Source organism: Pseudomonas sp. Tof1 (assembly GCF_055390395.1).
Genome location: NZ_AP024344.1, coordinates 5152207 through 5178606, shown reverse-complemented (window position 1 = coordinate 5178606; position 26400 = coordinate 5152207). Strand labels below are relative to the sequence as shown.

Sequence of the window (26400 nt, the reverse complement as noted above, 5' to 3'; positions counted from 1 at the left end):
GGTCAGGGAATCTCGACGCCCTCGGCCAGCAACATATCCACCAGGCGGATCAGCGGCAGGCCGATCAGGCTGGTGGCATCCGTCCCTTCGGTGCTCTGGAACAGGCTGACGCCCAGGCCTTCGGCCTTGAAGCTGCCGGCGCAGTCGTAGGGCTGTTCGGCGCGCAGGTAGCGTTCGATGCGCTGTTCGTCGAGCTGGCGCATGTGCACGGTAAAGGCCACGCAATCGACCTGGCAGCGGCCGCTCTGGCTGTTGAGCAGCGCCAGGCCGGTGAGGAAGCTCACCCGGGCACCGCTGGCGGCCAGCAACTGTTCCCGGGCCGTTTCGAAACGGTGGGGCTTGCCGAGGATGCGCCCGTCGAGCACCGCGACCTGGTCCGATCCGATGATCAGGTGCCGCGGGTGGCTGGCGGACAGGGCTCGCGCCTTCTGTTCGGCCAGGCGCCGTACCAGCGCTTCGGCAGGCTCGCCCGGCTGGTGGCTTTCGTCGATATCGGGCGAGCTGCACGTGAAGGGCAGGCGCAGGCGGTCGAGCAATTCCCGGCGGTAGACCGAGCTTGAGGCGAGTAACAACGGCAGCATGCGCTTCTCCTGAAGGTGGTCGGCGATTCTATCCACAGGCGAAGCCGACGGACAGGGCTGAATTTCCTTTGACATGGGCGGGTGCATCCCTATAATGCTGCGCCTATGTTGAATGACCCGATTCCACCTCACGTTGACCCGCGCAAATTGGCTGATCGCGGCACCACCCTCCAGGGTGAGCTGCTGCTGGCCGATTTGGAGAGACTCTGCGACCCGCTTTCCGACACAGTCGGTACGGTGCAGGCCAAATTCGTTTTTGAACGAGATGAACGTAAGTCTGTGGTTATCCACAGCTTTATTGACACCGAAGTCAAGATGGTTTGCCAGCGTTGTCTTGAGCTGGTCACCCTGCCGATTCACAGTGAATGCAGTTATGCTGTGGTGAAGGAGGGTGCGAATACCCAGTCGTTGCCGAAAGGTTATGACGTGCTGGAACTGGGCGAAGATCCTTTGGATCTGCAGGCATTGATCGAGGAAGAGCTTCTGCTCGCCTTGCCCATTGTGCCTGCTCATCATCCGGAAGAATGCCAGCAGCCGGCGGGGCTCGACGAGCCCGAACCAGCCGAGGACGAGGTAACGCGGTCCAACCCGTTCAGTGTATTGGCGCAGTTAAAGCGTGACCCAAACGTTTAGGAGTTAATCAATTATGGCTGTTCAGCAGAACAAAAAATCCCGCTCTGCCCGTGACATGCGTCGTTCGCACGATGCCCTCGAGGCCAACGCTCTGTCCGTGGAAAAGACCACCGGTGAAGTTCACCTGCGTCACCACGTTTCGCCAGAAGGCGTATACCGTGGTCGTAAAGTGATCGACAAGGGCGCTGACGAGTAAATCTTGTCCGCTCAGATCATCGCGATCGACGCAATGGGCGGGGACTTCGGTCCCCGCAACATTGTCCAGGCCAGTGTTGCCTGCCTTTCTACTACACCCTCGCTGCACCTGACCCTCGTCGGTCAACCCTCCCTCCTGGAAGAATTGATTGCTGGCTATCCGGCCGTTGATCGTGCGCGCCTGAATATCGTCCCGGCGAGCGAAGTCGTCACCATGGATGACCGTCCGTCCCAGGCCTTGCGGGGCAAGCCGGACTCGTCGATGCGGGTGGCCTTGCAATTGCTGCACGATGACCGCGTCCATGCGGTGGTCAGCGCCGGCAATACCGGGGCGCTGATGGCCCTGTCGCGCCATGTGCTCAAGACCCTGCCGGGCATCGATCGGCCGGCGATGGTCGCGGCGATTCCGACCCAACGGGGCTACTGCCAGTTGCTCGACCTGGGGGCGAATGTCGATTGCACCGCCGAAAACCTGTTCCAGTTCGCCGTGATGGGCTCGGTGGCCGCCGAGGCCCTGGGCGTGGTGCGCCCGCGGGTGGCACTGTTGAACGTCGGTACCGAGGACATCAAGGGCAACCAGCAGGTCAAGCTGGCGGCGGGGCTGCTGCAGCAGGCGCGCGGCTTGAACTACGTCGGTTTCATCGAGGGTGACGGCTTGTATCGTGGCGAGGCCGACGTGGTAGTCTGCGACGGTTTTGTCGGCAACATCCTGCTCAAGTCCAGCGAAGGGCTGGCGACCATGATCGCCGCACGCGTCGAGGCGCTGTTCCGGCGCAACCTGGCGTCGCGGCTGGTCGGTGCCCTGGCCTTGCCGTTGCTCAGCCGGCTGCGGGCCGATCTGGCGCCGGCGCGGCACAACGGTGCGAGCTTCCTCGGTCTGCAGGGGATCGTGGTCAAGAGCCATGGCTCGGCCGGCGTGCAGGGTTTGCAGAGCGCAATCCAGCGGGCGCTGATCGAGATCCAGGAAAACCTTCCCGAACGCCTGCATGGGCGTCTGGAGGACCTGTTGCTTTAGGCGTTTTGCCCGGCAGGCGCTTACAATGTGACCGCCCGGTTCAATGGGCCATCCAACTGACAGTTTATTGCGTTTCCGTTCGTTGTATTCCGACGGAACGCCAACTCTCCGACGATAAGATCATTAGGGGCTCGTTTCATGTCTACCTCCCTCGCATTCGTCTTTCCAGGGCAGGGCTCGCAGTCCCTCGGCATGCTGGCCGAGCTGGGCGCACAGTACCCGCTGATCCTGGAAACCTTCGCCGAGGCCTCCCAGGCTCTGGGCTATGACCTCTGGGCACTGACCCAGCAAGGTCCGGAAGAACTGCTGAACCAGACCGACAAGACCCAGCCGGCGATCCTCACCGCCTCGGTCGCCCTGTGGCGCCTGTGGCTGGCCGAAGGTGGTCGGTGTCCGGCCTACGTTGCCGGTCACAGCCTGGGTGAATACAGCGCACTGGTTGCCGCCGGCAGCCTGAGCCTGGCCGACGCCGTTCGCCTGGTCGAGCGTCGTGGCCAACTGATGCAAGAGGCCGTACCGGCCGGTCAGGGTGCCATGGCAGCGATCCTCGGCCTGGAAGATGCCGATGTCGTGGCGGCCTGTGCCGACTCCGCCCAGGGCGAAGTGGTCAGCGCGGTCAACTTCAACTCGCCGGGCCAGGTGGTGATCGCCGGTGCCAAGGCCGCCGTCGAGCGCGCCATGGAGGCCTGCAAGGCCAAGGGCGCCAAGCGCGCCCTGCCGCTGCCGGTGAGCGTGCCGTCGCACTGCGAACTGATGCGTCCGGCTGCCGAGCGTTTCGCCGAATCCGTTGCCGCCATCGACTGGCAGGCACCACAGATCCCGCTGGTGCAGAACGTCAGCGCCAGCGTTGCCGCCGATCTGGACAGCCTCAAGCGCGACCTGCTGGAACAGCTCTACAAGCCGGTACGCTGGGTCGAGTGCGTGCAGTACCTGGCGGCCCAGGGCGCGACCGAACTGGTCGAGTGCGGTCCTGGCAAGGTCCTGGCCGGCCTGAACAAGCGTTGCGCCGACGGCGTCAACACGTCCAACCTGAATACCCCGGATGCCTTCGCCGCCACGCGCGCGGCGCAGGCCTGAATTAGGAGAAGCCTGCATGAGTCTGCAAGGTAAAGTTGCACTGGTCACCGGCGCCAGCCGTGGTATCGGCCAAGCCATCGCCCTCGAGCTGGGTCGCCTGGGCGCCGTGGTGATCGGCACCGCGACGTCCGCCTCGGGTGCCGAGCGCATTGCCGCGACCCTCAAGGAGCACGGCATCCAGGGCACCGGCCTGGAACTCAACGTCACCAGCGACGAGTCGGTCGCTGCCGTCCTGGCGAGCATCACCGAGCAGTTCGGTGCGCCGGCCGTACTGGTCAACAACGCCGGCATCACCCGCGACAACCTGATGATGCGCATGAAGGACGATGAGTGGTACGACGTGGTCGATACCAACCTCAACAGTCTGTACCGCCTGTCCAAGGGCGTTCTGCGCGGCATGACCAAGGCGCGTTGGGGCCGAATCATCAATATCGGCTCGGTAGTGGGTGCCATGGGCAACGCAGGCCAAGTAAACTATGCGGCAGCCAAGGCAGGCCTCGAAGGTTTCAGCCGCGCACTCGCGCGTGAGGTCGGCTCGCGGTCGATTACGGTAAACTCGGTGGCGCCAGGCTTCATCGACACCGACATGACCCGCGAACTGCCGGAAGCACAGCGCGAAGCCCTGTTGACGCAGATTCCGCTGGGCCGTCTGGGCCAGGCTCAGGAGATCGCGCAAGTGGTCGCTTTCCTGGCTTCGGAGGGTGCGGCATACGTGACCGGAGCTACAATTCCGGTGAACGGCGGGATGTACATGTAATTCAAATGTGACGGATTGCTTCAAAAAAATGTCATACCAGCTGTCTAAAATCCGTTATAAAGCTGCAACTTATTGACGGGCAGGGGGACACGGCGGGGTGAAGGCGCAAGCTTTCGGTTGAAAAGCTGAAAAGCCTTTCTATACACTTACCCACCGGCCAGCTGCCTGAATTTTTCCATTAGGAGTGAAAACAAGGTATGAGCACCATCGAAGAACGCGTCAAGAAAATCGTTGCCGAGCAACTGGGTGTGAAGGAAGAAGAAGTCAAGAACGAATCTTCCTTCGTTGAAGACCTGGGTGCCGACTCCCTTGACACCGTTGAGCTGGTGATGGCTCTGGAAGAGGAATTCGAGACCGAAATCCCTGACGAAGAAGCTGAAAAAATCACCACCGTACAAGCTGCTATCGATTACATCAACGCCAACCAGGCGTAATAGTTTGTAATCTTTGCCTGCTGTCATGGAAAAACCGCACTGCCATCATGGCGTGCGGTTTTTTCTTTAGGTGAGGCAAACTGGTCAACAGGAAAAAGGAGAGTGCTGTGTCGCGTAGACGCGTCGTAGTCACCGGTATGGGGATGTTGTCGCCATTGGGTACGGATGTTCCGAGTACCTGGCAGGGCATTCTGGCTGGCCGTAGTGGCATTGGTCTGATCGAACACACAGACCTTTCTGCCTATACCACCCGTTTTGGTGGCTCGGTAAAAGGCTTCAATGTCGAAGAATACTTGTCGGCCAAAGAAGCCCGCAAACTCGACTTGTTCATTCAATACGGCCTGGCAGCCGGTTTTCAGGCGATCCGCGACGCGGGCCTGGAAGTCACCGACGCCAACCGTGAACGTATCGGCGTGGCCATGGGCTCGGGTATTGGCGGTCTGACCAATATCGAGGAAACCAGCCGCACCCTGCATGATTCCGGGCCGCGGCGCATTTCGCCGTTCTTCGTGCCTGGCTCGATCATCAACATGATTTCCGGCTTCCTGTCCATCCACCTGGGTGCGCAGGGACCGAACTACGCCATCTCCACCGCCTGCACCACCGGTACCCACTGTATCGGCATGGCGGCGCGCAACATCGCCTACGGCGAAGCCGACGTGATGATCGCCGGCGGTGCGGAAATGGCGGCCTGCGGCCTCGGCATGGGCGGCTTCGGCGCTTCGCGCGCGCTGTCGACCCGCAACGACGAGCCGACTCGCGCCAGCCGTCCTTGGGACAAGGGCCGTGATGGCTTCGTACTGTCCGACGGTGCCGGTGCCCTGGTACTCGAAGAGCTGGAGCATGCCAAGGCACGTGGTGCGACCATCTACGCCGAACTGATCGGCTTCGGCATGAGCGGCGACGCCTACCACATGACCTCGCCACCCGCCGATGGCGCCGGCGCGGCACGTTGCATCGCCAACGCCCTGCGTGATGCCGGGATCACCCCGGACCAGGTGCAGTACATCAACGCCCACGGTACGTCGACCCCGGCCGGTGACATCGCCGAAGTCGAGGCGATCAAGACCGTGTTCGGCGAGCATGCCCACAAGCTGGCGGTCAGCTCGACCAAGTCGATGACCGGTCACCTGCTGGGTGCCGCCGGTGCGATCGAGGCGATCTTCAGCGTCCTGGCCATCGCCGACCAGGTGGCGCCGCCGACCATCAACCTCGACGAGCCGGACGAAGGTTGTGACCTCGACTTCGTGCCTCACGAAGCACGGCGCATGCCGATCGACGTGGTGCTGTCCAACTCCTTCGGGTTCGGTGGCACCAACGGTTCGCTGGTGTTCCGTCGGTTCGCCGAGTGATGCAGAGCTGGGTCGACGGTCAGCCGGCTGATTCGTTGCCGCTCAAGGACCGCGGCCTGGCCTATGGCGATGGTCTGTTCGAGACCATCGCCGTCAGGGGCGGGCGCCCGCTGCTGCTCGAACGGCACCTGCAGCGCCTGGCCGACGGCTGCCGCCGGCTGGGTTTCACCGCCAATCAGGCGGTGATTCGCAGCGAACTGCTGGTCTACAGCGCCGCGCTGGGCGAGGGTGTGCTCAAGCTGATCCTCACCCGCGGCGACAGCCTGCGTGGTTATGCCGCGGCGGCCGATGCGCAGCCGCGGCGCATCCTGCAAGGCAGCCCGCTGCCGACTTATCCACCGGCCCTGCAGAACCTGGGGATCCGTCTCTTTCCCTGCACCACCCGTTTGTCCGAGCAGCCGTTGCTGGCCGGTCTCAAGCACCTCAACCGGCTGGAACAGGTCATTGCCCGTAGCGAATGGCAGGATGGCGAGCATGCCGAAGGGCTGATGCTCGATGCTGCCGGGCGGGTGATCGAGGGCGTGTTCAGCAACCTGTTCCTGGTCAGCGATGGCGTGCTGCGCACGGCCGATCTGAGCCGTTGCGGCGTGGCCGGGGTGATGCGTGCCGAATTGCTGGACCAGGCCCGGGACCTGGGTATCCCTGTGGATATTTCGGACATCAGCATGGAGCAACTCCGGCAAGCTGATGAGGTCTTTCTCTGTAACAGCGTTTACGGCGTCTGGCCGGTTCGCGCCTTGGCCGATCTGAGCTGGTCGGTAGGGCCGCTCACCCGTAAACTGCAAGGCATTGCCCGCGCGCTATTGGAAGTTTGAATTGAGACGTAAATTCTTGTTGCTGCTGCAGACGGGTCTGGTGCTGGCGGGATTGCTGCTGGGCGTATCGGCCTGGAAGATCCACTCCGCGCTGGAGCAGACTCTCGACCTGAAGCAGGAGCAACTGCTCGACGTGCCGACCGGTGCGACCCCAACCGGTACCTTCAACCGCATGGAGGCCGAGGGTACCCTGCACGATGCCTTCTGGCTGCGCCTGTACTGGCGCTTCAACATGGCCGGGGTGCAGTTGCACAGCGGCGAATATCGCCTCACTCCAGGCATGGATGTCCGCACCCTGCTGGGCCTCTGGCAGCGTGGCGAAGTGGTGCAGTACAGCCTGACCCTGGTCGAAGGCTGGAACTTCCACCAGGTACGCAGTGCGCTGGCCAAGCAGGAAAAACTCCAGCAGACCCTGGCTGGCCTCAGCGACAGCGAGGTCATGGCCAAACTTGGACATAAGGATGTGTTCCCGGAGGGGCGTTTCTTCCCGGACACCTATCGTTTCGTACGCGGGATGACCGATGCCGAGCTGCTGGAAAAGGCCTACGATCGCTTGCAGAGCGTCCTGGCCCAGGAATGGGAAAAGCGTTCGGCCGATGCGCCCTACACCGAACCCTACCAGGCGCTGATCATGGCGTCGCTGGTGGAAAAGGAGACCGGCGTACCCCAGGAGCGCGGGCAGATCGCCGGTGTCTTCGTCCGCCGGCTGCAGCTCGGCATGCTGCTGCAGACCGATCCGACGGTGATCTACGGTCTGGGTGAGCGCTATACCGGCAAATTGACCCGTGCCCATCTGCGCGAGGCCAACCCCTACAACACCTACCTCAACGTCGGCCTGCCGCCGACGCCGATCGCCATGGTTGGCCGCGAGGCGATCCATGCCGCACTGAACCCGGTGGAGGGCAAGAGCCTGTACTTCGTCGCCCGCGGTGATGGCAGCCACGTCTTCTCCGATGACCTGGACGCCCATAACAACGCGGTGCGCGAGTTTCAGCTCAAGCGCCGGGCTGACTATCGCTCCAGTCCGGCGCCGTCTCCGGCTGCGGGGGCTACGGTGAATCCGGCGCCGGGCGCTGAAGCCAAGCCTGCTGCACCGGCCCAGGAGTCCGGCGACCCTAATGTAAAGCCGGCTCCGGCCCCGGCAGAAATGCCGTCTGCTGCGGAGTCTGAGGCGAAAGGAATGCACTGATTATGTGGTTACGGGTTGTTCTGGGCTGAGTTTGTTTGGCCTGGCTCGAATAGTCCGATCTGAATATCGATATTTCCGTTTGAGTTCGGGCAGATTCCAATGGGACTGCTTGTTTCTTGCTGGATCATCGTATGACGACCATCTGGGTGAGATAGGTGAGCGCCATGACAAAAGAAACCACTCTCGGTCTGGCGTGGGAAAATGTCTTCAAACGCTCAAGATGAGTCGGTGCGGCCTTCAGGCCATCCTGGGCGTCTGTAGCTCAGTTGCGCAAGACTGACGCCGATTTCCTGCAAGAGCGGCTCGCAGTGATCGATGATAGGGAGGGCAATCCGCGTGACCCTTTCGGCGCGGCAAATCTGTCTTTTCTGAATGGTCAGGGGCGCTCAGCGCGTCCGCGTGGAAACACTTGAACAAAAAAAGGCTCCTTTTTAGGAGCCTTTTCTTATCAAGAATGCATCAGCTAGTAAAAAATGCCAAAAAGGTCGCCATCAGTTACGAATTGACGCGAGTTGCGTAGAACCTGCTCCAGAAGGACGGGTCTCGCGCCGCTTTCTTGGCATACCAGGGATCGGAAGAGTATGCATCTTTTAAACGTAGTGATCCCCGCGCTCGCCTTTCCGCTTCTTGCAAGGTGATTACTCCAGCTTCCAAAAACTGGCTCCAATAGCTGTCCGCCTTCAGAATCGCAGAAGGTTTTTGCGATAAAGTCGTAGTGGGCATTGGCTATCTCCGGCACCGCATATTCAAGGGATGCAATCACAGTTTCAATCATGCGCTGGATGTTGTCCAGCGTGTGCCCCTTCACCCACTTCAATGGGGGGACACCTAACCGATCACTGCCCGTGATTTGCTCAGGATGGGGGGCAAGATGATCTGTAGTTCCGTATTTGATTGCGGAGCATAGCATGTTGTCGAGGCGCCTACGAAGCGCCAGGTCTGAGAGACCATCGGGATCTCCGACGAACGTGAGGCCTCGATTATAGGAAAAGGTCGCTACGGCAGCATAAATTGCAGAACCACCTAGGCCGGGGCGGCTTTCTGAGACGTCTAGCCAGGTTTCAATGGAGTTCACATAGACATTAAAGAAAATGTCCTGGTGGGCTGCTTGAAATGCAAAATCGTAGCGATGAGTCTCAGGCCTGTCTGCCACTGAATGTATGCTGTGGAGGGTCGAGCCTGGCAGGAAGCGCTCCATGATGTTCTTGAGGTTTCCTTCTCCTGACCGAGGGTTGAAAAAAGATCTTCTTCCTTTGAAAGCCTTAAAAGCCATTCGGCTGCAAAAGTTCTGCCTTCTTTATCAACCATTCCCGACCTGCTTATCGTAAACATCGCCCCCCCATTAGCTTTGTAGCTAACGGTCTGCCCCTCTGGGGCTGTAGAGGGGCTTCCCAAGCTAAGCTCTTCATGAAGTCTAGCGTAAGCGTCCGGCGAACTCACCTTGCGTAAGTCAGGCCGGCACCCACTGATGCGGTAGCAATTGCCCGATCTCACTGGCCCGCTGCGTCGGCAGCCGCATCAGCACATCCTTGAGATAGGCATACGGATCATGCCCATTCATGCGTGCCGACTGGATCAGACTCATGATGGCAGCCGCCCGTTTGCCACTGCGCAGCGACCCGGCAAACAGCCAGTTCGAGCGGCCAAGCGCCCATGGCCGTATCTGGTTTTCAACTTGGTTGTTGTCGATGGGCACAGCCCCATCATCTAGGTAGCGCGTCAGCGCTACCCAGCGTTTCAGGCTGTAATCGAGGGCTTTGGCCGTGGCTGATCCGTTGGGCACCAAGTCGCGCTGGGCCAACATCCAGTCATGCAGTGTTTTGCTGATCGGTACCGCCATTTCCTGACGTATTCGCCAGCGGTCTTCGTTGCTCATATCCCGAGCCTGGCGTTCAACCTCGTACAAACCGCCAATCGAGTGCAGCGCCTGTTCGGCCAACTGGCTTTTGTTCGCGACATGCAGATCGAAAAACTTGCGGCGGGCGTGAGCCATGCAGCCGATTTCAGTGATGCCTTGCTCAAAACCAGCTTTGTAGCCAGCGAAGTCATCGCAAACCAGCTTGCCGTTCCAGACGCCCAGGAAGTTGCGTGCATGTTCGCCGGCACGGCTTGGGCTGAAGTCGTAAACCACCGCGTTGAGCGCCGAAAACGGCGTCGTGCTGTAGGCCCAAACATAAGCTCGGTGAGTTTTCTTCTCGCCTGGCGCAAGCATTTGCACTGGTGTTTCATCGGCGTGAATCACGCCTTGGTTCAGCACCGCCTCACGCAGTGCGTCAACCAGCGGCTGGAGCCGCAATCCGGTTTGTCCGACCCACTGGGCCAAGGTCGAGCGAGCAATGGCCAGCCCGGCGCGACCAAAGATCTTTTCCTGCCGGTACAGCGGCAAGTGATCGGCAAACTTGGCCACCATGACGTGGGCCAGCAAGCCTGCGGTCGGGATACCTTTGTCGATAACCTGCGCTGGCACCGGCGCCTGGATCAGTGTTTCGCACTGACGGCAGGCCCATTTGCCACGCACATGTTGCTCGACGGTAAATACACCCGGTGTGTAATCCAGCTTCTCACTGACGTCTTCGCCGATGCGTTGAAGTTGGCGGCCTCGATAGCCTCAAGGTCTGTGTCGAGCAAGTCATCCAGCAAGCTGCTTTGCGCCGGGCTGATTTGCTCGCTGCGCTTGGCAAACTTGTGCCGTTTGAGCAGGGCAATTTCGTAAGTGAGCTGCTCAATGACGGTTTGATCGTTCTGGATCTTCTTGCTCATCGCCTCGACCTGGGACTGCAACTGCAACGCCTGTGCCGCCAAGGCACGAAGCTGTTCCGGGGTCATCTGGTCGAGGTTGGGCGAGGAAGTCATGCCGCCGATTGTGCCAGAGCAGGCACGTGACGACGACACGTAGACCGGCCAAATGCACGGCGGTTACAGCATGCTGATCACACCGCCTGCACCAACGCGCTGCCACGGCAGGCCCAGCACCAAGGCCTGGAGTTGTTCGCTGTCGAGTTCAACCTCGCTGCCATGGCGAATGCCGGGCCAGTGAAACTTGCCTTGATTCAGTCGTCGCGCTGCAAGCCAGACGCCTACGCCGTCGTGCACCAGGACTTTTATTCGGTTAGCCCGGCGATTGGCGAACAGGTAAGCGCAGTGCGGCTTCGCCGCACCGAATACCGCGATCACACGGGCTAATGCGGTTTCGGTGCCGGCGCGCATGTCCATCGGCTCGGTGGCCAGCCAGATCGCATCGATGCGGATCATTGGGCGACAGCCCGGATAAATTGCGCACAGCCCTCGGGATCTGAGGTCGGCCATCTCACCGTGATCACTTGCCCGGCCATGGCTAACTCAATGATCACTGACGCTTCAGCTGGCCGTTTAGGGGCAGCCTTCAGTGGCACAAAGGCCGGTAGCGAAGTTGTCGCGGATTGGTCTCGATAGAGCGGCAGCCATTTGCGGATGACGTTGGCGTTGATGCCGTGGCTGATGGCGACACTGGACACGGTTGCGCCAGGTTGCAGGCATTCCTGAACGACCTGGGCTTTGAAAGGCTTCGGATAAGAGCTTCGTTGGCGCATGGAAATCCTGGCGATAAGGGTGATCGCGTCCGCTTAAAAATACGCGGACACCATCGCCCTTAAAGCTGGAGTTCGGAAGGTGAGTTTGCCGGACGCTTACAGTCTAGCTATCTGCCATGCGCCCCTGCATCGCATCCAGCGCATCACAGCCATCCTGTAGTAGCAGATAGGCAGCGCCAGCAAAGTGGTAGAGATCGCGGTCGCAGGTATTGCCGATACTCATGCAAGTGAGGCTGTGGGCCAGATCGCGAGCGGCCTTGATTCGTTGTACGGCGAATTCATGCAGGTCGTGAATCGGGGCTTTGAGATTGAGGAAGAGAACGGGTGTAGGAGTGAGGTTGCTTTGCAGTGGACGATATTGAGTCATTGATGAGGCTCCGTAACTTTGGGGCCACCACCTTTTTGCGGCTAAACAAAAGTAGGGTGGCAGCTGCGCGCGGGTTAGCCGACCGGGTCCCATCGGAGCTACACCCGGCACACCCGTAGGTGTCCCGCGCACAGCTGCCATAACGTAAACGTCAGACAGTAGTAAGCCCCAGCATTGTAATCGCGGTGCTCAAGCTTCGTTAGGATTTTCGACCGGCTAAGATCGATCACCGATATGTCGATGACTACCGAACTATAGTCCAGCTCTTTTCCAAATAGTCGCTGCTTTTACACCTTGAAATACGAGCCACTGCAAGGGCCATTAATGGCGATTTGTAAGGGCTATTCCAGCCGAGACGCCAAGCAGAGTTGTTGTGGCATCGCCGTTTCTGCGTTAGCATGCCGGCCTTTCTTCCACCACGCAGCCAAGGAGACCATCATGCAAAACACCGCATCTTCCCTGGCAGAGCGCGCCCAAGCTTGAATTCCCCCGTGCCCGGCATCAGTGCCGCGCACGTCGAATGGCCTTCGGCCCCGGCTCTGCCCTAGCCAATTCATCTGTTGATTTCGTTTTACTGAACCGTCCGGTTCGGGACCGTATTGCGCCTGCGCGTTCGCCGCGCCAGGTCGTCGGCGTCCTGCCGGATGGATGGGACTATTCATGGGCAATTGCATGCAAACCCTGTCCGAGACCGTCACGCTGCTGGCCTCGGACGACACCTGGATCGAGGGCACCGCGATCCAGCAACTTCACACCACCGCTGCGCTGCCGGGCATGGCCCGGGTGGCCGGCATGCCGGACCTGCACCCCGGTCGCGGCTATCCGGTGGGCGCGGCTTTCTTCTCCGTTGGCCGCCTCTATCCAGCCCTGATCGGCGGTGATATCGGCTGCGGCATGGCGCTGTGGCGAACGGACCTTGCCGTGGGCAAATTGAGCGCCGACAAGCTGGACAAGCGACTGGGCAATCTGGATCGCCCGCTGGACGAGGACTGGCGCGAGCGGGTGGCGGCGCTGGGGCTGCCGGCCAATGGTTTCGACACCGCGCTGGGCACCATCGGCGGCGGTAATCACTTCGCCGAGCTGCAGCGGGTGGAGCAGATTTACGACACCGAACGCACCGCCGCGCTGGCGCTGGACCCCAAGCGCCTGCTGCTGTTGGTGCACAGCGGTTCGCGCGGCCTGGGCCAGGCCATTCTGCGCGAGCAGGTGGACCGGCACGGCCACGCCGGTCTGCTGGAGGGCAGTGCCGATTTCCTCGCCTACCTGGCCCGCCACGACGAGGGCCTGCGCTTTGCCGAGGCCAACCGGCAGCTGATTGCGCAGCGCATGTTGGAGCGCTTGCGCGCCAATGGCGAGCCACTGCTGGACGTCAACCACAACCTGGTGTCGCCGGCCCGCATCGGCGGCCTCGACGGTTGGCTGCACCGCAAGGGCGCGACGCCGGCGGATGCCGGCCTGGTGGCGATTCCCGGTTCGCGTGGGGATTTCACCTACCTGGTGGAGCCGCTGCCCAGCGAGCTGAGCCTGTTGTCGCTGGCGCACGGTGCCGGCCGCAAGTGGATGCGCAGCGAGTGCAAGGACCGGTTGTCGCGGCGTTTCAGCCCGGCGCAACTGATGCGCACCCGCCTGGGGGGACATGTGATCTGCGAGGATCGGCAGTTGATCTACGAGGAGGCGCCGGAGGCCTACAAGCCAGTGGACAGCATCGTCGACACGCTGGTCCGGGCCGGCCTGGTGCGACCGCTGGCACGGTTGGCTCCGGTGTTGACCTATAAAACCCGCGGGGAGTGCTGCTGATGATTCTGCTGCAATTTTCCGCCGCCCAGGGACCGGAGGAATGCTGCCTGGCGGTGACCAGGGCGCTGGGGCGCTTGCAGCTGGAAGCCGAGGCGCAAGACGTACGCTTGCAACTGCTGGAGCAGGAGGCCGGCCCGCGAGCGGGTACGTTGCGTTCGGTGCTGCTGAGTCTGGAAGGCTCGGACGCCGAAGCGCTGGCAGCGCAATGGACGGGTACGTTGCAGTGGCGGGCGACCAGCCCCTACCGGCCGCGCCATCAGCGCAAGAACTGGTTCATCGGCGTGGCGCGCTGCCCGGAGCCGGCCTTGGGGCTCGAAGGGGAAATCCGTTTCGAGACCCTGCGTGCTTCCGGTCCCGGCGGCCAGCATGTCAATCGCACCGAGTCGGCGGTGCGGGCTACCCACCTGGCCAGCGGTATCAGCGTCAAGGTGCAGTCCGAGCGCAGCCAGCACGCCAACAAGCGGCTGGCATTGCGCCTGATTGCGCTGAAACTGGAGCAGTTGCAGCAGCAGGGCGCAGCCGACGCGCGTGCGGCGCGACGTTTGTTGCACCACCAGTTGGAGCGCGGCAACCCCAGCCGGGTGTTCGTTGGCGAGCGGTTCGAGCCGCTGGGTTGAAGCCGCGAGGGCGGCGGCGGGCTTGCCGGCCCCTTCGTAGGCAAGCCAGGCTACTATAGGGGCGTGGGCTGCGGCAGGATTATCAATGTGCCTGTTGGGCGGTCTTGTGGTGTTGCCAGGCTCGTATCACCGCCGCCTGTAACTGTTCCAGGCTGCCGTCATTGACGATCAGCACATCCTCGGGCTGGCGCGCCACGCCCAGTTCGGAGGAGTGGGCATTGACCCGCTGCAGGTTGGGGCGGGTGATGTGCCAGATGACGCCATGGTGTTCGCGCAGGTACCGGGCTTCGTTCTCGAAGCGGATGTCCTTGATGATGATCGTCGAGGCGCTCGCCGGCAGGGGAGGACGGCGCTTGAGCGGGGTCAGCGGCAGTTGGCCGCGTTTGGCCGCATAGTCGGGGTCGAAGGCCAGGGCGTGCCGTTCGATCAGGGCAACGGCATCCCGTGGGGAAATGTCCCAACTCGGATCGACTTGTGCGTAATGCTGCGGGTCCCAGATCTGCCCATCGGAAAAATCGAAGAAGGCCTGGGCCGCCAGGCGGAAGGGGGCGTCGGTCGCGGACAGGTCCGCGGTGCCCGACCAGGTGCTGTCGTCCCGCGGTGGATTGATCTCGCGATCCGCCCGCTGCAACCAGTGGTCTGGGTTATGATTGCGCATCCACTCCGTGCCGACCTGCTGGAAGAACTCGCGCGGGGAGCGGTTCCACAGGTCAATCCTGCGCTCTTTTACTGTATCGTCCCAGGTTTGTTCATCGCTCAGGCCGAAGAGGGCCTGGCAGCCGACCTTGAGCGGATCGGCCAGGGCAAAGGCGGCAGTCTCCGCCTGTGCGAGCAGCATTGACGCTACCGTGTCCTTGCCGGATCTGGCGAGTGCGGCGAGCCCGATGATGGTTCTCAAACTGTTGCTCCTGAAGCCTTGCCAGGGCGACCGGCGCGGACGGCCTCCCTGTTCACCTGTTGTCGAAAGGATACCCATACTGCTGTGTTTAGATTTTTTATCAAGATAAAACAACAGGCTGGCGCACCACGGGGCGTGATTGCGACGGGGTTGCAGCATGGCTGACGCCTATCCCTGGCAGGACACCCTCTGGCAGCAACTGGCCGGCCGTACCCAGCATGCCCATGCCTATCTGCTGCATGGCCCGGCCGGGATCGGCAAGCGCGCGCTGGCCGAGCGGCTGATGGCGCTGCTGCTGTGCAAGAGCCCGGCGGGCCTGGAGGCTTGCGGGCAGTGCAAGTCGTGCCTGCTGCTGGCGGCCGGCAGCCACCCGGACAACTACATCCTCGAGCCCGAGGAAGCGGACAAGGCGATCAAGGTCGACCAGGTGCGTGACCTGGTGGCGTTCGTCGCCCAGACCGCGCAACTGGGGGGCGCAAGGTGGTACTGATCGAGCCGGTGGAGTCGATGAACATCAACGCCGCCAACGCCCTGCTCAAGAGCCTGGAAGAACCGTCCGGCGATACCGTGCTGCTGCTGGTCAGCCACCAGTCCAGTCGGCTGCTGCCTACCGTGCGCAGCCGCTGCGTGCAGCAGGCCTGCCCGCTGCCGGGCGAGGCGATGAGCCTGCAATGGCTGGCCACGGCCTTGCCCGAGTGCAGCGAAGAGGAGCGGATGGAACTGCTGACCCTGGCGGCGGGTTCGCCACTGGCGGCCGCGAACCTGCAGGCCCAGGGCGTACGCGAGCAACGGGCGCAGGTGGTCGACGGGGTGAAGAAACTGCTCAAGCAGCAGATGTCGGCGACTCAGCTGGCCGAAGGCTGGAACGCCATTTCGCTGTTGCTGCTGTTCGACTGGTTCTGCGACTGGTCGAACCTGATCCTGCGTTATCAACTGACCCAGGACGAGGAGGGCCTCGGCCTGCCGGACATGCGCAAGGTGGTGCAGTACCTGGCGCAGAAGGCGTCGCGGGAAAAGGTCCTGAATATCCAGGACTGGATCCTCGCCCAGCGCCAGAAAGTTCTGAGCAAGGCCAACCTCAACCGGGTACTGCTGCTTGAGGCCCTGCTGGTGCAGTGGGCCGCTTTGCCTGCTCAAAACTGAGGTAGAATCGACTTATCCGCATTTCGGGAGTCCGCATGAACGAACCTATTGGTCCTGGCCCGCGCAACGGCATCCTGTCATTGACCATCAAGGACAAGTCGGTGCTGTACGCGGCCTACATGCCCTTTATCAAGAACGGCGGCCTGTTCATCCCCACCAACAAGAGCTACAAGTTGGGCGACGAGGTGTTCATGCTGCTCAACCTCATGGACGAGCCGGAGAAGATTCCGGTCGCCGGCAAGGTCACCTGGATCACTCCCAAGGGCGCCCAGGGCAATCGCGCCGCCGGTATCGGCGTGCAGTTCAATGACGGCGACAACACCGCCCGCAGCAAGATCGAAACCCATCTGGCCGGTGCCCTGAAGTCCGACCGTCCCACTCATACGATGTAGTTGCCACCTTTGCCATGCTTGTAGATTCCCATTGCCACCTCGACCGCCTGGACCTGACCGCGCACCAGGGCTCCCTGGACGCCGCCCTGGAGGCTGCGCGCCAGCGCGGTGTCGGTCATTTCCTGTGCATCGGCGTCAGCGCCGACAACGCCGCCGAGGTGAAGGCCCTGGCCGAACGTTATGCCGATGTCGACTGTTCGGTCGGGGTGCACCCGCTGGACGTCAAGCCCGACGCGACCCCGGCCCTCGACTGGCTGCTGCGCGAGCTCGATCATCCGCGGGTGGTTGCGATTGGCGAAACCGGCCTGGACTATCACTATGAGCCGGAGGCGGCCGAGGTCCAGCAGGCATCTTTCCGCCTGCACCTGGAGGCGGCACGCAAGACCGGCAAGCCGGTGATCGTGCATACCCGCGGTGCCCGTGCCGATACCCTGCAACTGTTGCGTGAAGCGCAACTGCCCCAGGCGGGCGTGCTGCATTGTTTCACCGAGGACTGGGATATGGCCAAGGCCGCGCTGGACCTGGGTTTCTATATCTCGCTGTCGGGCATCGTCACCTTCCGCAATGCCGATGCGCTGCGCGATGTGGCACGGCAGGTGCCGGCCGACCGTCTGCTGGTGGAAACCGACTCGCCGTATCTGGCACCGATTCCCCATCGCGGCAAACCGAACCTGCCGCAATACGTGCGGGAAGTGGCGGAATACCTGGCGATGTTGCGGGGCGTGCCTTACGAGCGTTTTGCCGAGCAGACCACCGGGAACTTCAAGCGACTGTTTCCGCTGGCGCATGTGGCCTGAGGGGTCGCCGGCTCGAATCGCAGGCAAAAAAAACCCGGGTTCTGGGGGGTGAATCCGGGTCAAGACCATTAGGAGTAAAACAAAGGCGCGCGGTCCATTGGCACCTTTATCGACGTGACACTTGGGGGATATGCCCGTCGACATTTGAAGTATTGGTCAGTATCGCGGTACGTCCAGTCAGGCCTGCTCATTTTTTAAACAGATTTGGAATACATCCGCTTCCCTTGAGTTCTCACATGTTCAGCCGGGGCGCGGGCCTTGTCGTAGAGCGACGCAGCGTGACCCGAACGAAGACTTTTTGACTGGCGAAGGCTGATTCGTCGACAGTGAAAACGAAAAGCCGCTGATGATTCGTGCAATTTGGCGCGGCTCAGGCATAATACTTCGCTTCGATTTTGCCCCTACAGACCTTTTTCTTATGCACAAAGAACCCCGTAAGGTCCGTGAGTTTCGTCGCCGCGAGCAGGAAATTCTCGATACCGCGCTAAAGCTGTTCCTCGAACAGGGTGAAGACAGTGTCACCGTCGAGATGATCGCGGATGCCGTCGGTATCGGCAAAGGCACCATTTACAAGCACTTCAAGTCCAAGGCGGAGATCTACCTGCGCCTGATGCTCGACTACGAGCGCGACCTGAACGAGCTGCTGCACTCGGCCGACGTCGACAAGGACAAGGAAGCACTCTCCCGTGCCTACTTCGAATTCCGCATGCGCGACCCTCAGCGCTACCGGCTGTTCGACCGCCTGGAAGAGAAGGTGGTCAAGGGCCACCAGGTCCCGGAGATGGTCGAGGAACTGCACAAGATCCGCGCCTCCAACTTCGAACGCCTGACCCTGCTGATCAAGGGCCGTATCAGCGAAGGCAAGCTCGAGGACGTTCCTCCGTACTTCCACTACTGTGCCGCCTGGGCGCTGGTGCACGGCGCGGTCGCGCTGTACCACTCGCCGTTCTGGAGCAACGTGCTGGAAGACCAGGAAGGCTTCTTCCAGTTCCTGATGGATATCGGCGTGCGCATGGGCAACAAGCGCAAGCGCGACACCGATCATTCGGTAGCCTGAGCTCTATACTTGTCACTGGAAGGGACTTCCGAGAAAGAACTTGCCAAAACCTGATTTTGGAGTCAGGTTTTGGTGGGTGCGGTGTCTTGATGTCACGCTGCACCTGTAGGAGCCGGCTTGCTGGCGATAGCGACCTGTCAGTCACGGATTGGCCGTCTGACATCCTGCCATCGCCAGCCAGCCGGCTCCTGCGGGGTCCGAGTCTGCAAGTTTCCAAGTTCTCCGTCGGAGTGTCCCATGATCGTTGACCGTCAAGGCAGGCGTTTTCGCAATCTGCGTATCAGCCTGACCTCCGCCTGCAACTACGCCTGTACCTACTGCGTGCCCAATGGCAAGCGGCTGGTGGCGGCCCAGGACGAGTTGTCGGCCGAAGCGATGGCGCGTGGGGTTGCCTACCTGATCGAGGCGGCGGGCATCGAGCGGCTGCGCATCACCGGTGGCGAACCGCTGGTCAGTCCAAAGCTGGAGGCCTTCATGGGCGCGGTGGGCAAGCTGGGGCTGGACGACATCAGCCTGACCACCAACGGCCAACTGCTGGCGCGCAAGCTGCCGCTGCTGCTGGAGGCGGGGATCCGGCGGATCAACGTTTCCCTCGATACCCTGGATGCGGATGCCTTTCGCGGTATCGCCCGGGGCGGCGACCTGGCCAGCGTGCTCGATGGCATGGAGCAGGCGCGGGCGGCCGGGTTGAAAATCAAGGTCAACATGGTGCCGTTGCGCGGGCAGAACCTGGACCAGGTGATGCCGCTGCTCGACTACTGCCTGGCGCGCGGTTACGAGCTGCGCTTCATCGAGCTGATGCGCATGGGGCATCTGGCCAGTGACCACAACGCCTTTCTTCAGCAGTTCGTCAGCCTCCAGCAGTTGCTGGAGTTGATCGGCGAACGCTACGCCTATCTGCAGGCCAATGCGCCGGTGGATGCCACTGCGGTGCGCTACGAGATCCCCGGTCGCGGTCATTTCGGGGTGATCGCCAACGAAAGCGTACCGTTCTGCCGCACCTGTTCGCGCTTGCGGCTGTCTTCCACGGGGTGGCTGCATGGCTGCCTGTCATCGAGCAACCGGCATTATGTCGGCGACCTGCTGGACAAGCCGCGCCATGAGGCCCTGCCGGCGTTGCAGCGCCTGTTGGTCCGGGCGTTGGGCGACAAGCAGTCGGTGGCGTTTTCCGGTGGCGCGACGGTGATGAAGATCATTGGTGGGTGATCGGCCGGGCTTCCTGTGCGCCCCGTTCGCGGATGAATCCGGCCCCCAGGGGGCACTGCGGTGATCACCAATCTTGTAGATGCCTCACAAACCCGTGGGCACCGGATTGATCCGCGAACAAGTCCGCCGCTGTCCTGCAAATCCCGACTCCCCATCAATCTGGCGCGGAAGCTGCATCCTGGGGCTGTTCGCCGGTTTTCCGTCACCGGCCTCTGGAGGATTAGGATGCGTAGCCTGGTTATGCTGCTGGCGCTGTTGGCGCTGGGCGGCTGCATGAAAGTCAGCGATCTGGGAGAAGGGGCTCGTTATCAGATGAGCGACGCAGGGCTGCTCGATCATAGCGATACGCGCCGCATCCACTCGTTCCGCATTCAGCCGGACTCCTTTATCTACATCGCCCAGGGCGCGTTCGCCCCGCCCGGCAGCGCCTACCCACGGCCCAACGTGGTGGCCGAAGAAGCCTTCAACGGCTTCGTCGAATACTTCCCGATGGTCCGCCGCGCCCGCGCCCCGGTCGGCCTCGACCAGGCCATGGCCGAGGCCCGTTCGGCCGGTGCCCACTACCTGCTGTACACCCGTTTCGCCAAGGCCGACGACCGGATCGGCAACTATGACGAATGGGCCGACCAGGAAGCCGTCGACCGCCTTGGCGTTGACACCGGGGTGATCCAGATCATGCTGATCGAGACCAGTACCCAGTACCTGATCGACACCGCACGGATCAGGAGTCGTGGCGGTTTACTGACGTTCCATGACAACAAACCGCAAGACCTGATCGCCAAACCGCTGGCAGAATATGCCCGTAGCCTGCTGGGCTTGAGCGATCAGTAAGTCATTCGGAGCGGACATGAGTGAATCAGGCAAGGCCAACGACCTGTTGGCGCAGATCCCCGGGACGGAAAAGGGGCTGCCACCGGTTCACCTCTGGAACCCGGATTTCTGCGGCGATATCGATATGCGCATCGCCCGCGACGGCACCTGGTATTACCTGGGCACGCCGATCGGGCGCAAGCCGATGGTCAAGCTGTTCTCCACCATCCTGCGCCGCGAGGGTGACGACTATTTTCTGGTCACCCCGGTGGAGAAGGTGGGCATCAAGGTCGACGATGCGCCGTTTGTCGCGGTGACCCTTGAGGTGCAAGGGCAGGGTGAGGCGCAGCAACTGCGTTTCACCACTCAGGTCGACGAGCAGGTGACGGCCGGTGCCGAACATCCGATCCGGGTGCTGATCGATCCCCACAGCGAAGAGCCGGCACCCTACCTCCTTGTGCGCAGCAACCTCGAGGCGCTGATTCACCGCAATGTGTTCTACCAGTTGGTCGACCTGGCGGTGACGCGGCAGATCGATGGCCAATCCTGGTTGGGCGTGTGGAGCGGCGGCGAGTTCTTCCCCATTGGCCTTGAGCCCTGAGGCCTCCCGGAACCGGGTTTTTGTGCGCTTTCTTGCTGCCGCCCTCTTGTGTAGGAGCAGGGCTTGCCCGCGAAAGCGGCCTTGAGATCGCCAGTGGCTTTGCGGCAAGCCGCAGGCCCCGGTGGCCTCGTGGGCCAGTCCTTTCCCGCAGGCTGCGCAGTCCTCCTGAACCCGTTCGTCAGACCACCATTCATCTTCCGGCAAGATAAATTTCTTGCAGCCACACGCCTCTTTCGGTTATCAAATTGTACATGATTAGACATGTCCGATTTGACAAGAAAAAACGGGTGGTCGATGAGCTCATCCGGCGCATCGAAAGCGGTCTTCTCGAAGACGGCTTTCTGTTGCCGGGCGAGCATCAGTTGGCCGAAGAATTCTCGGTGAGCCGTGGCACGCTGCGCGAAGCCCTGGCCGAGCTCAAGCGACGCAACTACATCGCCACCCAGAGCGGCGTCGGTTCGATCGTCACCTACGACGGCATGACCCTCGACCAGGGGGCCGGCTGGGCCCAGGCCCTGGCCGATACCGGCGCGCGTATCGACACCGAGATCCTGCGCTTTGAGGCCGTGCGTCGGCCGGACCTGCTCAGCCGCTACGGCACCGAGCAGTTCATCGCCCTCGACCGGCGTCGGCGCAACCCCGAAGGGGTCGTGGTGTCCCTCGAATATTCGCTGATGCCGGCCAGCGGCGGCCTGGAACGCCTGCCCGAAACCGGCCTGATCGACGACTCCCTGACCATCACCCTGGCCGCCCATGGCTTCATCGGCCAGCACGGCGACCAGTGGATCGGCGCCGAACCCCTCGGCGAAGTGGAAGCCGAACGCCTGGGCCGCCCGGTCGGTACGGTGTTCCTCAAGGCCCTGCGCACCACCTACGACCGCCAGGGACGTTTCATGGAGCAGGTCGAAAGCCTGCTCGACCCCCAGCATTTCCGCCTGCACCTGGCTTTTGGAAACCCGACATGACCCCGACCAGCCGCGCCCTTGGCGCTTTCTACGGGCTGGCTCTGGGCGATGCCCTCGGCATGCCGACCCAGTCCCTGAGCCGCGCGCAGATCCAGGCGCGTTTCGGCAGCATCCGCACCCTGGTGGAGGCCGGCCCGGATCAGCCGATCGCGCCGAACATGCCCGCCGGCTCCATCACCGACGACACCGAACAGGCGATCCTGGTCGGTCAGTTGCTGATCGATGGCCAGGGCCATATCGAGCCCGCCGTGCTCGCCGAACGGCTGATCGCCTGGGAGGCGGTGATGAAGGCCAAGGGTTCCCAGGACCTGTTGGGTCCCTCGACCAAGCGGGCGATCGAAATGATCCTCGCCGGCCACAGCCCCGAAGAAGCCGGGCGCTACGGCACCACCAACGGTGCGGCGATGCGCATCACGCCGGTGGGGATCGCCGCCGACATCGCCCGGCCCCGGCACTTTATCGACGCGGTGGTACAGGCCTGCCAGGTGACCCATAACACCACCCTGGGCATCGCCAGTGCCGCGGCGGTGGCCGCGGTGATCTCCAGCGGGATCAATGGCAAGGGCCTGGTGCATGCGCTGGAGGCCGGCACCGAGATGGCCTTTGTCGCCGAGCGGCACGGGCACTGGGTCGCCGGTGGCCGCATCGGCCCGCGCCTGCGCTGGGCCCGGCAGCTGGTCGCCGATTGCGCCGACTCGGAACTGGCCGACCTGCTCTACGACGTGGTCGGTACCTCCGTGGCCAGCCAGGAGTCGGTGGTGGTCGCCTTTGCCCTGGCCCAGCGCGTGGCCCGCGGCCAACTGAGTGCCTTTGACGCCATCTGCCTGGCCGCCAGTATCGGCGGCGACACCGATACCATCGCCGGCATCCTCGGTGCCATGCTCGGCGCCTGTGACGGCCTGGAGTGCTGGCCGGCCGAACTGATCGCGCAAATCATCGAAGTCAACGGTCTGGAACTGGTCCCGCTGGTCCAGGGCCTGATCGCCTTGCGTACCGCCTGACGCAACAACCCGCAATGGATTGCAGACCGCCGGGGCTGAAGGGGCGCACGTTCCCCCACGCCTCGTGCATTGCCCACAACCACAACAATGGCATCAGGAGCAGAACAACATGACCTCATCAAACGCCGGGCAAAGTGCCGGGCAGTTGGAAACCCGTGGCATCGAGCCGGCTCCCGAGGCCGAATGCAATGGCCATCCCCTGCAACTGTTCTGGGTCTGGTTCGCCGCCAACATCAGCATCCTCGGCTTGCCGCTGGGCGCCACCCTGGTGGCCTTTCGTGGCCTGGCGATCTGGCAGGCGGTCATCGTCGCAATCATCGGTGCGGCGGGTTCCTTCGCCGTGGTCGGGGTCATCTCGATTGCCGGCCGTCGCGGCCGTGCACCCAGCCTGACCCTGTCACGGGCGATCTTCGGGGTACGCGGCAACATCGGCCCGACCCTCGTCTCGCTGATGTCGCGCCTGGGCTGGGAAACGGTCAACACCACCACGGCGGCCTTCGTGCTGCTGTCGCTGTGCTCGATCCTGTTCCACTCGCCGGTCGAGGCCAAGAGCGCGCCGCTGCTGACGCTGTTGTTCATCGCCATCTTCGTGCTGCTCACGCTGTGCGTCTCGGGTCTGGGCCATGCGACCCTGCTGGTGATCCAGAAATGGGCGACCTACGTGTTCGGCGCCCTGAACATCCTGGTCGGCGGTTTCCTCTGCGCCACCATCGACTGGAACGCGGTGTTCAATGCCACGCCGGCCCCGCTGAGCGCGATGATCATCGGCATCGGTACCATGGCCGCCGGCACCGGGATCGGCTGGGCCAACGCCGGCGCGGACATGTCGCGCTACCAGCACAGGAGCGTCAAGGCCGGCCGCCTGGTGGCTTCGGCGGCCTTCGGTGCGGGTATCCCGCTGGTGTTGCTGATCACCCTCGGCGGGCTGCTGTCGGTGGGCAACCATGACCTGGCCCAGGCCAACGACCCGATCATCGCGATCCGCGACATGCTGCCGACCTGGATGGCGGTACCGTACCTGATCACCGCCTTTGGCGGCCTGCTGCTGTCGAACAACCTGTCGGTGTATTCGGCGGGCCTGACCACCCTGACCCTTGGCCTCAAGGTCAAGCGCGTGCATGCGGTGATCGTCGATATCGTGGCGATCTTCGCCGGCTCCATCTACTTCATGCTGATCGCCGACAGCTTCTACGGTCCGTTCATCACCTTCATCTCGCTGCTGGCGGTACCAATCACCGCCTGGGTCGGGATCTTCGTGGTCGATCTGCTGCACCGCCAGTACTACAGTGCCAGGGACCTGATGAACGTCGGGCCGGGCAGCGCCTACTGGTATCGCGGCGGCGTCGAGTGGCGTGCCTGCGGTTCCTGGGCCGTGGCCATCGTGCTCGGCTTCAGTTTCACCACCATCGGCACCACGGCGCAAAACGTCTGGTTCCGCGGTTTCCTGTCCGACTCCTGGCTGGGCCACAATGGTTTGGGCTGGGTCGTCACCTTCCTGGTTGCAGGCGGTCTCTACGGCCTGCTGGGCGGCGCGGCGGACCGTCGTGCCGCCCTCGTGGAAAATGCCAATGGCTGAGGATGGCTGCCTGTGAGACGCAACCCCCGATTGCTGCATACCGGCCAGGTCATCGTCGACCTGGTCATGGCTGTCGACCAACTGCCCGGCAGCGGTGGCGATGCCCTGGCCCATTCGGCCACCTTCGAGACCGGTGGCGGTTTCAACGTCATGGCCGCGGCGCAGCGCAACGGCCTGCCGGTGGTCTACCTCGGTCGCCATGGTACCGGCCGTTTCGGCGACCTGGCCCGTCAGGCGATGACCGCCGAAGGCATCCGCATGGCGCTGGAGCCTGATGCCCGGCGCGATACCGGGCTGTGCGTGGCCGTGACCGATGCCAGCGCCGAGCGGACCTTCATCTCCCATATCGGTGCCGAGGGTGGGTTGTCGGCCGAGGATCTGGCGCGGGTGCCGGTGCAGCTCGACGACTACGTCTATGTCAGCGGCTACAGCCTGCTGCAGCCGAACAAGGTCCAGCCGCTGCTGGACTGGCTGCTGGCATTACCGCGCGAGGTGGTCGTGGTGTTCGATCCGGGGCCGTTGGTGGACTCGCCGGAGGTTGCGCCGATGGCGGCCCTGCTGCCGCGCATCGATATCTGGACCAGTAACGCCGATGAGGCCCGGCGTTTTACCGGGACCGTGCAGATCGGCAGGGCGCTGGAAGGGTTGGGCCGGTTGCTGTCGGAACAGGCGCTGCTGCTGGTGCGTGATGGTCCGCAGGGTTGCTGGATCAGCCGGGCAGGGCAGGTCGAGCAGGTGCCGGGCTTCAAGGTGCAGGCCGTGGACAGCAACGGTGCCGGCGATGCCCATGCCGGGGTGTTCATCGCGGCGCTGGCCAACGGCCTTACGGCCAGTGAGGCGGCCCGACGGGCCAATGCCGCAGCCGCCATTGCGGTCACCCGCTGGGGGCCGGCGACGGCGCCGGGGACAGGGGAAGTCGATGCGTTGCTGGTGGCGCAAGGAGATATTGCCGGGCAGCCGACCCGCTGATACCAGCACAACGTGACAGCGTGCTGACATGCAGACGTCGGTCTGGCCGGCTGTCGATGAAGTAGCGCGCCCTTACGGGGCTTGCACCTTCGTATTGCCAGAGCAGTTCGTGGGTTTCTCCCGCTCGGTGTTCATACAGGGTCACGGTCTATGAGTAGGCTTCCACCCCGCTTGCCTGGGAGCGTGCGCCGACACATAGAGAGGGCAGGGAATGCTTGTCGCTGTTCATCGCTGTCTCCTTTTCCGTCTGGTGAGCCACGTCCTTTGCCGATTCCGGACGGGCACCCCGGATTTAGCGCTGAACAGGGCGGTTTGCCTAGCTGTCAGAAATGACAGGTGCCTGGTCTTTTCAGCGCTTCACCGGGCGGCGAAAGGGACGCTGTTCGCGGCGGGTCGATCCATGAAAAATTGACGGAGATCCATACTGTGGGTGTTTTCCGGGCGGGTTGAACAGGAAACACTGGAAACCGGCGCGGCTGCTGTTCTACCCTACTGCGTTGGCTTCCCTTTCCCGACACCAGGATTCCGGTTTCTGCCCCGGGCCACCTGTGTGCACAAAGGGCAGCGTTCTTCCCGACTCTTGTGAC

Annotated in this window: 27 protein-coding genes and 2 pseudogenes; 22 read left to right on the top strand and 7 right to left on the bottom strand. The window is 62.5% G+C overall.

Annotated features, from left to right (window positions below):
* Positions 1-2 precede the first annotated feature (2 nt).
* Positions 3-581 (bottom strand): Maf family protein, encoded by a 579-nt coding sequence (locus ACZ5KU_RS23130; protein ID WP_054061151.1) that lies wholly within the window; start codon positions 579-581, stop codon positions 3-5.
* A gap of 105 nt (positions 582-686) precedes the next feature.
* Here ACZ5KU_RS23130 and ACZ5KU_RS23125 point away from each other — a divergent pair, with 105 nt between their 5' ends.
* The 9 genes from ACZ5KU_RS23125 to mltG all read left to right on the top strand — a co-directional run bounded on the left by ACZ5KU_RS23125 (position 687) and on the right by mltG (position 8048).
* Positions 687-1214, top strand: coding sequence for a YceD family protein (locus ACZ5KU_RS23125; RefSeq protein ID WP_017905764.1), 528 nt, complete (start codon positions 687-689; stop codon positions 1212-1214).
* A gap of 13 nt (positions 1215-1227) precedes the next feature.
* On the top strand, positions 1228-1410 hold the full coding sequence (rpmF, locus tag ACZ5KU_RS23120; RefSeq protein ID WP_009406838.1) for a 50S ribosomal protein L32: 183 nt from the start codon (positions 1228-1230) through the stop codon (positions 1408-1410).
* 3 nt (positions 1411-1413) lie between these two features.
* A complete protein-coding gene (plsX, locus tag ACZ5KU_RS23115) occupies positions 1414-2424 on the top strand; it encodes a phosphate acyltransferase PlsX (RefSeq protein ID WP_081006107.1) in 1011 nt (336 codons plus the stop codon).
* 138 nt (positions 2425-2562) lie between these two features.
* Complete coding sequence (gene fabD, locus ACZ5KU_RS23110) at positions 2563-3501, top strand: ACP S-malonyltransferase (RefSeq protein WP_054061153.1); 939 nt, start codon at positions 2563-2565, stop codon at positions 3499-3501.
* Positions 3502-3517: 16 nt separating this feature from the next.
* Entirely contained in the window at positions 3518-4258 is a 741-nt protein-coding gene (gene fabG, locus ACZ5KU_RS23105; protein ID WP_010447167.1) for a 3-oxoacyl-ACP reductase FabG, read from the top strand.
* A 197-nt stretch (positions 4259-4455) separates the two neighbouring features.
* Positions 4456-4692 carry an acyl carrier protein gene (acpP, locus tag ACZ5KU_RS23100; RefSeq protein WP_017905760.1) on the top strand — a complete coding sequence of 79 codons (237 nt, stop codon included), beginning with the start codon at positions 4456-4458 and terminating at the stop codon, positions 4690-4692.
* 107 nt (positions 4693-4799) lie between these two features.
* The gene (gene fabF, locus ACZ5KU_RS23095; RefSeq protein WP_054061154.1) at positions 4800-6044 is read left to right on the top strand and encodes a beta-ketoacyl-ACP synthase II; all 1245 of its coding nucleotides are present in this window, start codon (positions 4800-4802) and stop codon (positions 6042-6044) included.
* On the top strand, positions 6044-6859 hold the full coding sequence (pabC, locus tag ACZ5KU_RS23090; protein WP_054061155.1) for an aminodeoxychorismate lyase: 816 nt from the start codon (positions 6044-6046) through the stop codon (positions 6857-6859). Before fabF ends, pabC begins: the two co-directional genes overlap by 1 nt.
* Before the next feature lies 1 nt (position 6860).
* Positions 6861-8048: an endolytic transglycosylase MltG gene (gene mltG / locus ACZ5KU_RS23085; protein ID WP_464736336.1), complete on the top strand. Its 1188-nt coding sequence runs from the start codon at positions 6861-6863 to the stop codon at positions 8046-8048.
* A 463-nt stretch (positions 8049-8511) separates the two neighbouring features.
* Here the strand turns inward: mltG and ACZ5KU_RS23080 are convergent, their stop codons facing one another.
* The 5 genes and pseudogenes from ACZ5KU_RS23080 to ACZ5KU_RS23060 form a co-directional block, all read right to left on the bottom strand.
* Positions 8512-9246: a hypothetical protein gene (locus tag ACZ5KU_RS23080; RefSeq protein WP_464736335.1), complete on the bottom strand. Its 735-nt coding sequence runs from the start codon at positions 9244-9246 to the stop codon at positions 8512-8514.
* Between the two features lie 252 nt (positions 9247-9498).
* Positions 9499-10901: pseudogene (gene tnpC / locus ACZ5KU_RS23075) on the bottom strand (IS66 family transposase).
* Positions 10902-10964: 63 nt separating this feature from the next.
* Positions 10965-11300, bottom strand: a complete 336-nt coding sequence (tnpB, locus tag ACZ5KU_RS23070) for an IS66 family insertion sequence element accessory protein TnpB (RefSeq protein ID WP_416768946.1) — start codon at positions 11298-11300, stop codon at positions 10965-10967.
* A complete protein-coding gene (gene tnpA, locus ACZ5KU_RS23065) occupies positions 11297-11617 on the bottom strand; it encodes an IS66-like element accessory protein TnpA (RefSeq protein ID WP_416769188.1) in 321 nt (106 codons plus the stop codon). Before tnpA ends, tnpB begins: the two co-directional genes overlap by 4 nt.
* Before the next feature lie 103 nt (positions 11618-11720).
* Positions 11721-11984 carry a hypothetical protein gene (locus ACZ5KU_RS23060; RefSeq protein ID WP_416770016.1) on the bottom strand — a complete coding sequence of 88 codons (264 nt, stop codon included), beginning with the start codon at positions 11982-11984 and terminating at the stop codon, positions 11721-11723.
* A gap of 660 nt (positions 11985-12644) precedes the next feature.
* Between ACZ5KU_RS23060 and ACZ5KU_RS23055 the strand changes: the two genes are divergently transcribed.
* Both ACZ5KU_RS23055 and prfH read left to right on the top strand, forming a co-directional pair.
* On the top strand, positions 12645-13781 hold the full coding sequence (locus ACZ5KU_RS23055; RefSeq protein WP_416770014.1) for an RNA ligase RtcB family protein: 1137 nt from the start codon (positions 12645-12647) through the stop codon (positions 13779-13781).
* Positions 13781-14398 carry a peptide chain release factor H gene (prfH, locus tag ACZ5KU_RS23050; protein WP_054062993.1) on the top strand — a complete coding sequence of 206 codons (618 nt, stop codon included), beginning with the start codon at positions 13781-13783 and terminating at the stop codon, positions 14396-14398. Before ACZ5KU_RS23055 ends, prfH begins: the two co-directional genes overlap by 1 nt.
* An 82-nt stretch (positions 14399-14480) precedes the next feature.
* Here prfH and ACZ5KU_RS23045 read toward each other — a convergent pair whose 3' ends face one another.
* A complete protein-coding gene (locus tag ACZ5KU_RS23045) occupies positions 14481-15236 on the bottom strand; it encodes a deoxynucleotide monophosphate kinase family protein (RefSeq protein ID WP_054056829.1) in 756 nt (251 codons plus the stop codon).
* Between the two features lie 217 nt (positions 15237-15453).
* Between ACZ5KU_RS23045 and ACZ5KU_RS23040 the strand changes: the two are divergent.
* From ACZ5KU_RS23040 to ACZ5KU_RS22990, 11 genes and pseudogenes are all read left to right on the top strand, one after another.
* Positions 15454-16439 (top strand): annotated as a pseudogene (locus ACZ5KU_RS23040) (DNA polymerase III subunit delta').
* Positions 16440-16474: 35 nt separating this feature from the next.
* Complete coding sequence (locus ACZ5KU_RS23035) at positions 16475-16831, top strand: PilZ domain-containing protein (RefSeq protein WP_017905754.1); 357 nt, start codon at positions 16475-16477, stop codon at positions 16829-16831.
* 14 nt (positions 16832-16845) lie between these two features.
* Positions 16846-17628, top strand: a complete 783-nt coding sequence (locus ACZ5KU_RS23030; protein ID WP_054056831.1) for a TatD family hydrolase — start codon at positions 16846-16848, stop codon at positions 17626-17628.
* A 418-nt stretch (positions 17629-18046) separates the two neighbouring features.
* Positions 18047-18685, top strand: coding sequence for a TetR/AcrR family transcriptional regulator (locus ACZ5KU_RS23025; RefSeq protein WP_010447155.1), 639 nt, complete (start codon positions 18047-18049; stop codon positions 18683-18685).
* Positions 18686-18922: 237 nt separating this feature from the next.
* A complete protein-coding gene (locus tag ACZ5KU_RS23020) occupies positions 18923-19891 on the top strand; it encodes a GTP 3',8-cyclase MoaA (RefSeq protein ID WP_054056832.1) in 969 nt (322 codons plus the stop codon).
* Positions 19892-20116: 225 nt separating this feature from the next.
* Complete coding sequence (locus ACZ5KU_RS23015; protein WP_054056833.1) at positions 20117-20722, top strand: DUF4823 domain-containing protein; 606 nt, start codon at positions 20117-20119, stop codon at positions 20720-20722.
* 16 nt (positions 20723-20738) lie between these two features.
* Complete coding sequence (locus tag ACZ5KU_RS23010; protein ID WP_054062989.1) at positions 20739-21302, top strand: DUF1285 domain-containing protein; 564 nt, start codon at positions 20739-20741, stop codon at positions 21300-21302.
* Positions 21303-21553: 251 nt separating this feature from the next.
* Entirely contained in the window at positions 21554-22267 is a 714-nt protein-coding gene (locus tag ACZ5KU_RS23005; RefSeq protein WP_054056835.1) for a GntR family transcriptional regulator, read from the top strand.
* Positions 22264-23268 carry an ADP-ribosylglycohydrolase family protein gene (locus ACZ5KU_RS23000; protein WP_464736334.1) on the top strand — a complete coding sequence of 335 codons (1005 nt, stop codon included), beginning with the start codon at positions 22264-22266 and terminating at the stop codon, positions 23266-23268. The genes ACZ5KU_RS23005 and ACZ5KU_RS23000 overlap by 4 nt, the downstream gene beginning before the upstream one ends.
* Positions 23269-23377: 109 nt before the next feature.
* The gene (locus tag ACZ5KU_RS22995) at positions 23378-24844 is read left to right on the top strand and encodes a purine-cytosine permease family protein (protein WP_054061102.1); all 1467 of its coding nucleotides are present in this window, start codon (positions 23378-23380) and stop codon (positions 24842-24844) included.
* Between the two features lie 12 nt (positions 24845-24856).
* The gene (locus ACZ5KU_RS22990; RefSeq protein ID WP_416770005.1) at positions 24857-25813 is read left to right on the top strand and encodes a PfkB family carbohydrate kinase; all 957 of its coding nucleotides are present in this window, start codon (positions 24857-24859) and stop codon (positions 25811-25813) included.
* Positions 25814-26400: the final 587 nt, after the last annotated feature.

What these genes read in the sequence shown, in the direction of transcription:
- tnpA (WP_416769188.1), bottom strand. Translation starts at nt 11,617, where the DNA reads ATGCGCCAACGAAGCTCTTATCCGAAGCCTTTCAAAGCCCAGGTCGTT.
- acpP (WP_017905760.1), top strand. Translation starts at nt 4,456, where the DNA reads ATGAGCACCATCGAAGAACGCGTCAAGAAAATCGTTGCCGAGCAACTG.
- ACZ5KU_RS23015 (WP_054056833.1), top strand. Translation starts at nt 20,117, where the DNA reads ATGCGTAGCCTGGTTATGCTGCTGGCGCTGTTGGCGCTGGGCGGCTGC.
- ACZ5KU_RS23030 (WP_054056831.1), top strand. Translation starts at nt 16,846, where the DNA reads ATGCTTGTAGATTCCCATTGCCACCTCGACCGCCTGGACCTGACCGCG.
- fabG (WP_010447167.1), top strand. Translation starts at nt 3,518, where the DNA reads ATGAGTCTGCAAGGTAAAGTTGCACTGGTCACCGGCGCCAGCCGTGGT.
- ACZ5KU_RS22995 (WP_054061102.1), top strand. Translation starts at nt 23,378, where the DNA reads ATGACCTCATCAAACGCCGGGCAAAGTGCCGGGCAGTTGGAAACCCGT.
- ACZ5KU_RS23000 (WP_464736334.1), top strand. Translation starts at nt 22,264, where the DNA reads ATGACCCCGACCAGCCGCGCCCTTGGCGCTTTCTACGGGCTGGCTCTG.
- ACZ5KU_RS23055 (WP_416770014.1), top strand. Translation starts at nt 12,645, where the DNA reads ATGGGCAATTGCATGCAAACCCTGTCCGAGACCGTCACGCTGCTGGCC.
- ACZ5KU_RS23025 (WP_010447155.1), top strand. Translation starts at nt 18,047, where the DNA reads ATGCACAAAGAACCCCGTAAGGTCCGTGAGTTTCGTCGCCGCGAGCAG.
- tnpB (WP_416768946.1), bottom strand. Translation starts at nt 11,300, where the DNA reads ATGATCCGCATCGATGCGATCTGGCTGGCCACCGAGCCGATGGACATG.
- ACZ5KU_RS23080 (WP_464736335.1), bottom strand. Translation starts at nt 9,246, where the DNA reads ATGGAGCGCTTCCTGCCAGGCTCGACCCTCCACAGCATACATTCAGTG.
- pabC (WP_054061155.1), top strand. Translation starts at nt 6,044, where the DNA reads ATGCAGAGCTGGGTCGACGGTCAGCCGGCTGATTCGTTGCCGCTCAAG.
- fabD (WP_054061153.1), top strand. Translation starts at nt 2,563, where the DNA reads ATGTCTACCTCCCTCGCATTCGTCTTTCCAGGGCAGGGCTCGCAGTCC.
- rpmF (WP_009406838.1), top strand. Translation starts at nt 1,228, where the DNA reads ATGGCTGTTCAGCAGAACAAAAAATCCCGCTCTGCCCGTGACATGCGT.
- ACZ5KU_RS23010 (WP_054062989.1), top strand. Translation starts at nt 20,739, where the DNA reads ATGAGTGAATCAGGCAAGGCCAACGACCTGTTGGCGCAGATCCCCGGG.
- ACZ5KU_RS23045 (WP_054056829.1), bottom strand. Translation starts at nt 15,236, where the DNA reads ATGCTGCTCGCACAGGCGGAGACTGCCGCCTTTGCCCTGGCCGATCCG.
- prfH (WP_054062993.1), top strand. Translation starts at nt 13,781, where the DNA reads ATGATTCTGCTGCAATTTTCCGCCGCCCAGGGACCGGAGGAATGCTGC.
- ACZ5KU_RS23005 (WP_054056835.1), top strand. Translation starts at nt 21,554, where the DNA reads ATGATTAGACATGTCCGATTTGACAAGAAAAAACGGGTGGTCGATGAG.
- ACZ5KU_RS23125 (WP_017905764.1), top strand. Translation starts at nt 687, where the DNA reads ATGTTGAATGACCCGATTCCACCTCACGTTGACCCGCGCAAATTGGCT.
- ACZ5KU_RS23035 (WP_017905754.1), top strand. Translation starts at nt 16,475, where the DNA reads ATGAACGAACCTATTGGTCCTGGCCCGCGCAACGGCATCCTGTCATTG.
- ACZ5KU_RS23020 (WP_054056832.1), top strand. Translation starts at nt 18,923, where the DNA reads ATGATCGTTGACCGTCAAGGCAGGCGTTTTCGCAATCTGCGTATCAGC.
- ACZ5KU_RS23060 (WP_416770016.1), bottom strand. Translation starts at nt 11,984, where the DNA reads ATGACTCAATATCGTCCACTGCAAAGCAACCTCACTCCTACACCCGTT.
- ACZ5KU_RS23130 (WP_054061151.1), bottom strand. Translation starts at nt 581, where the DNA reads ATGCTGCCGTTGTTACTCGCCTCAAGCTCGGTCTACCGCCGGGAATTG.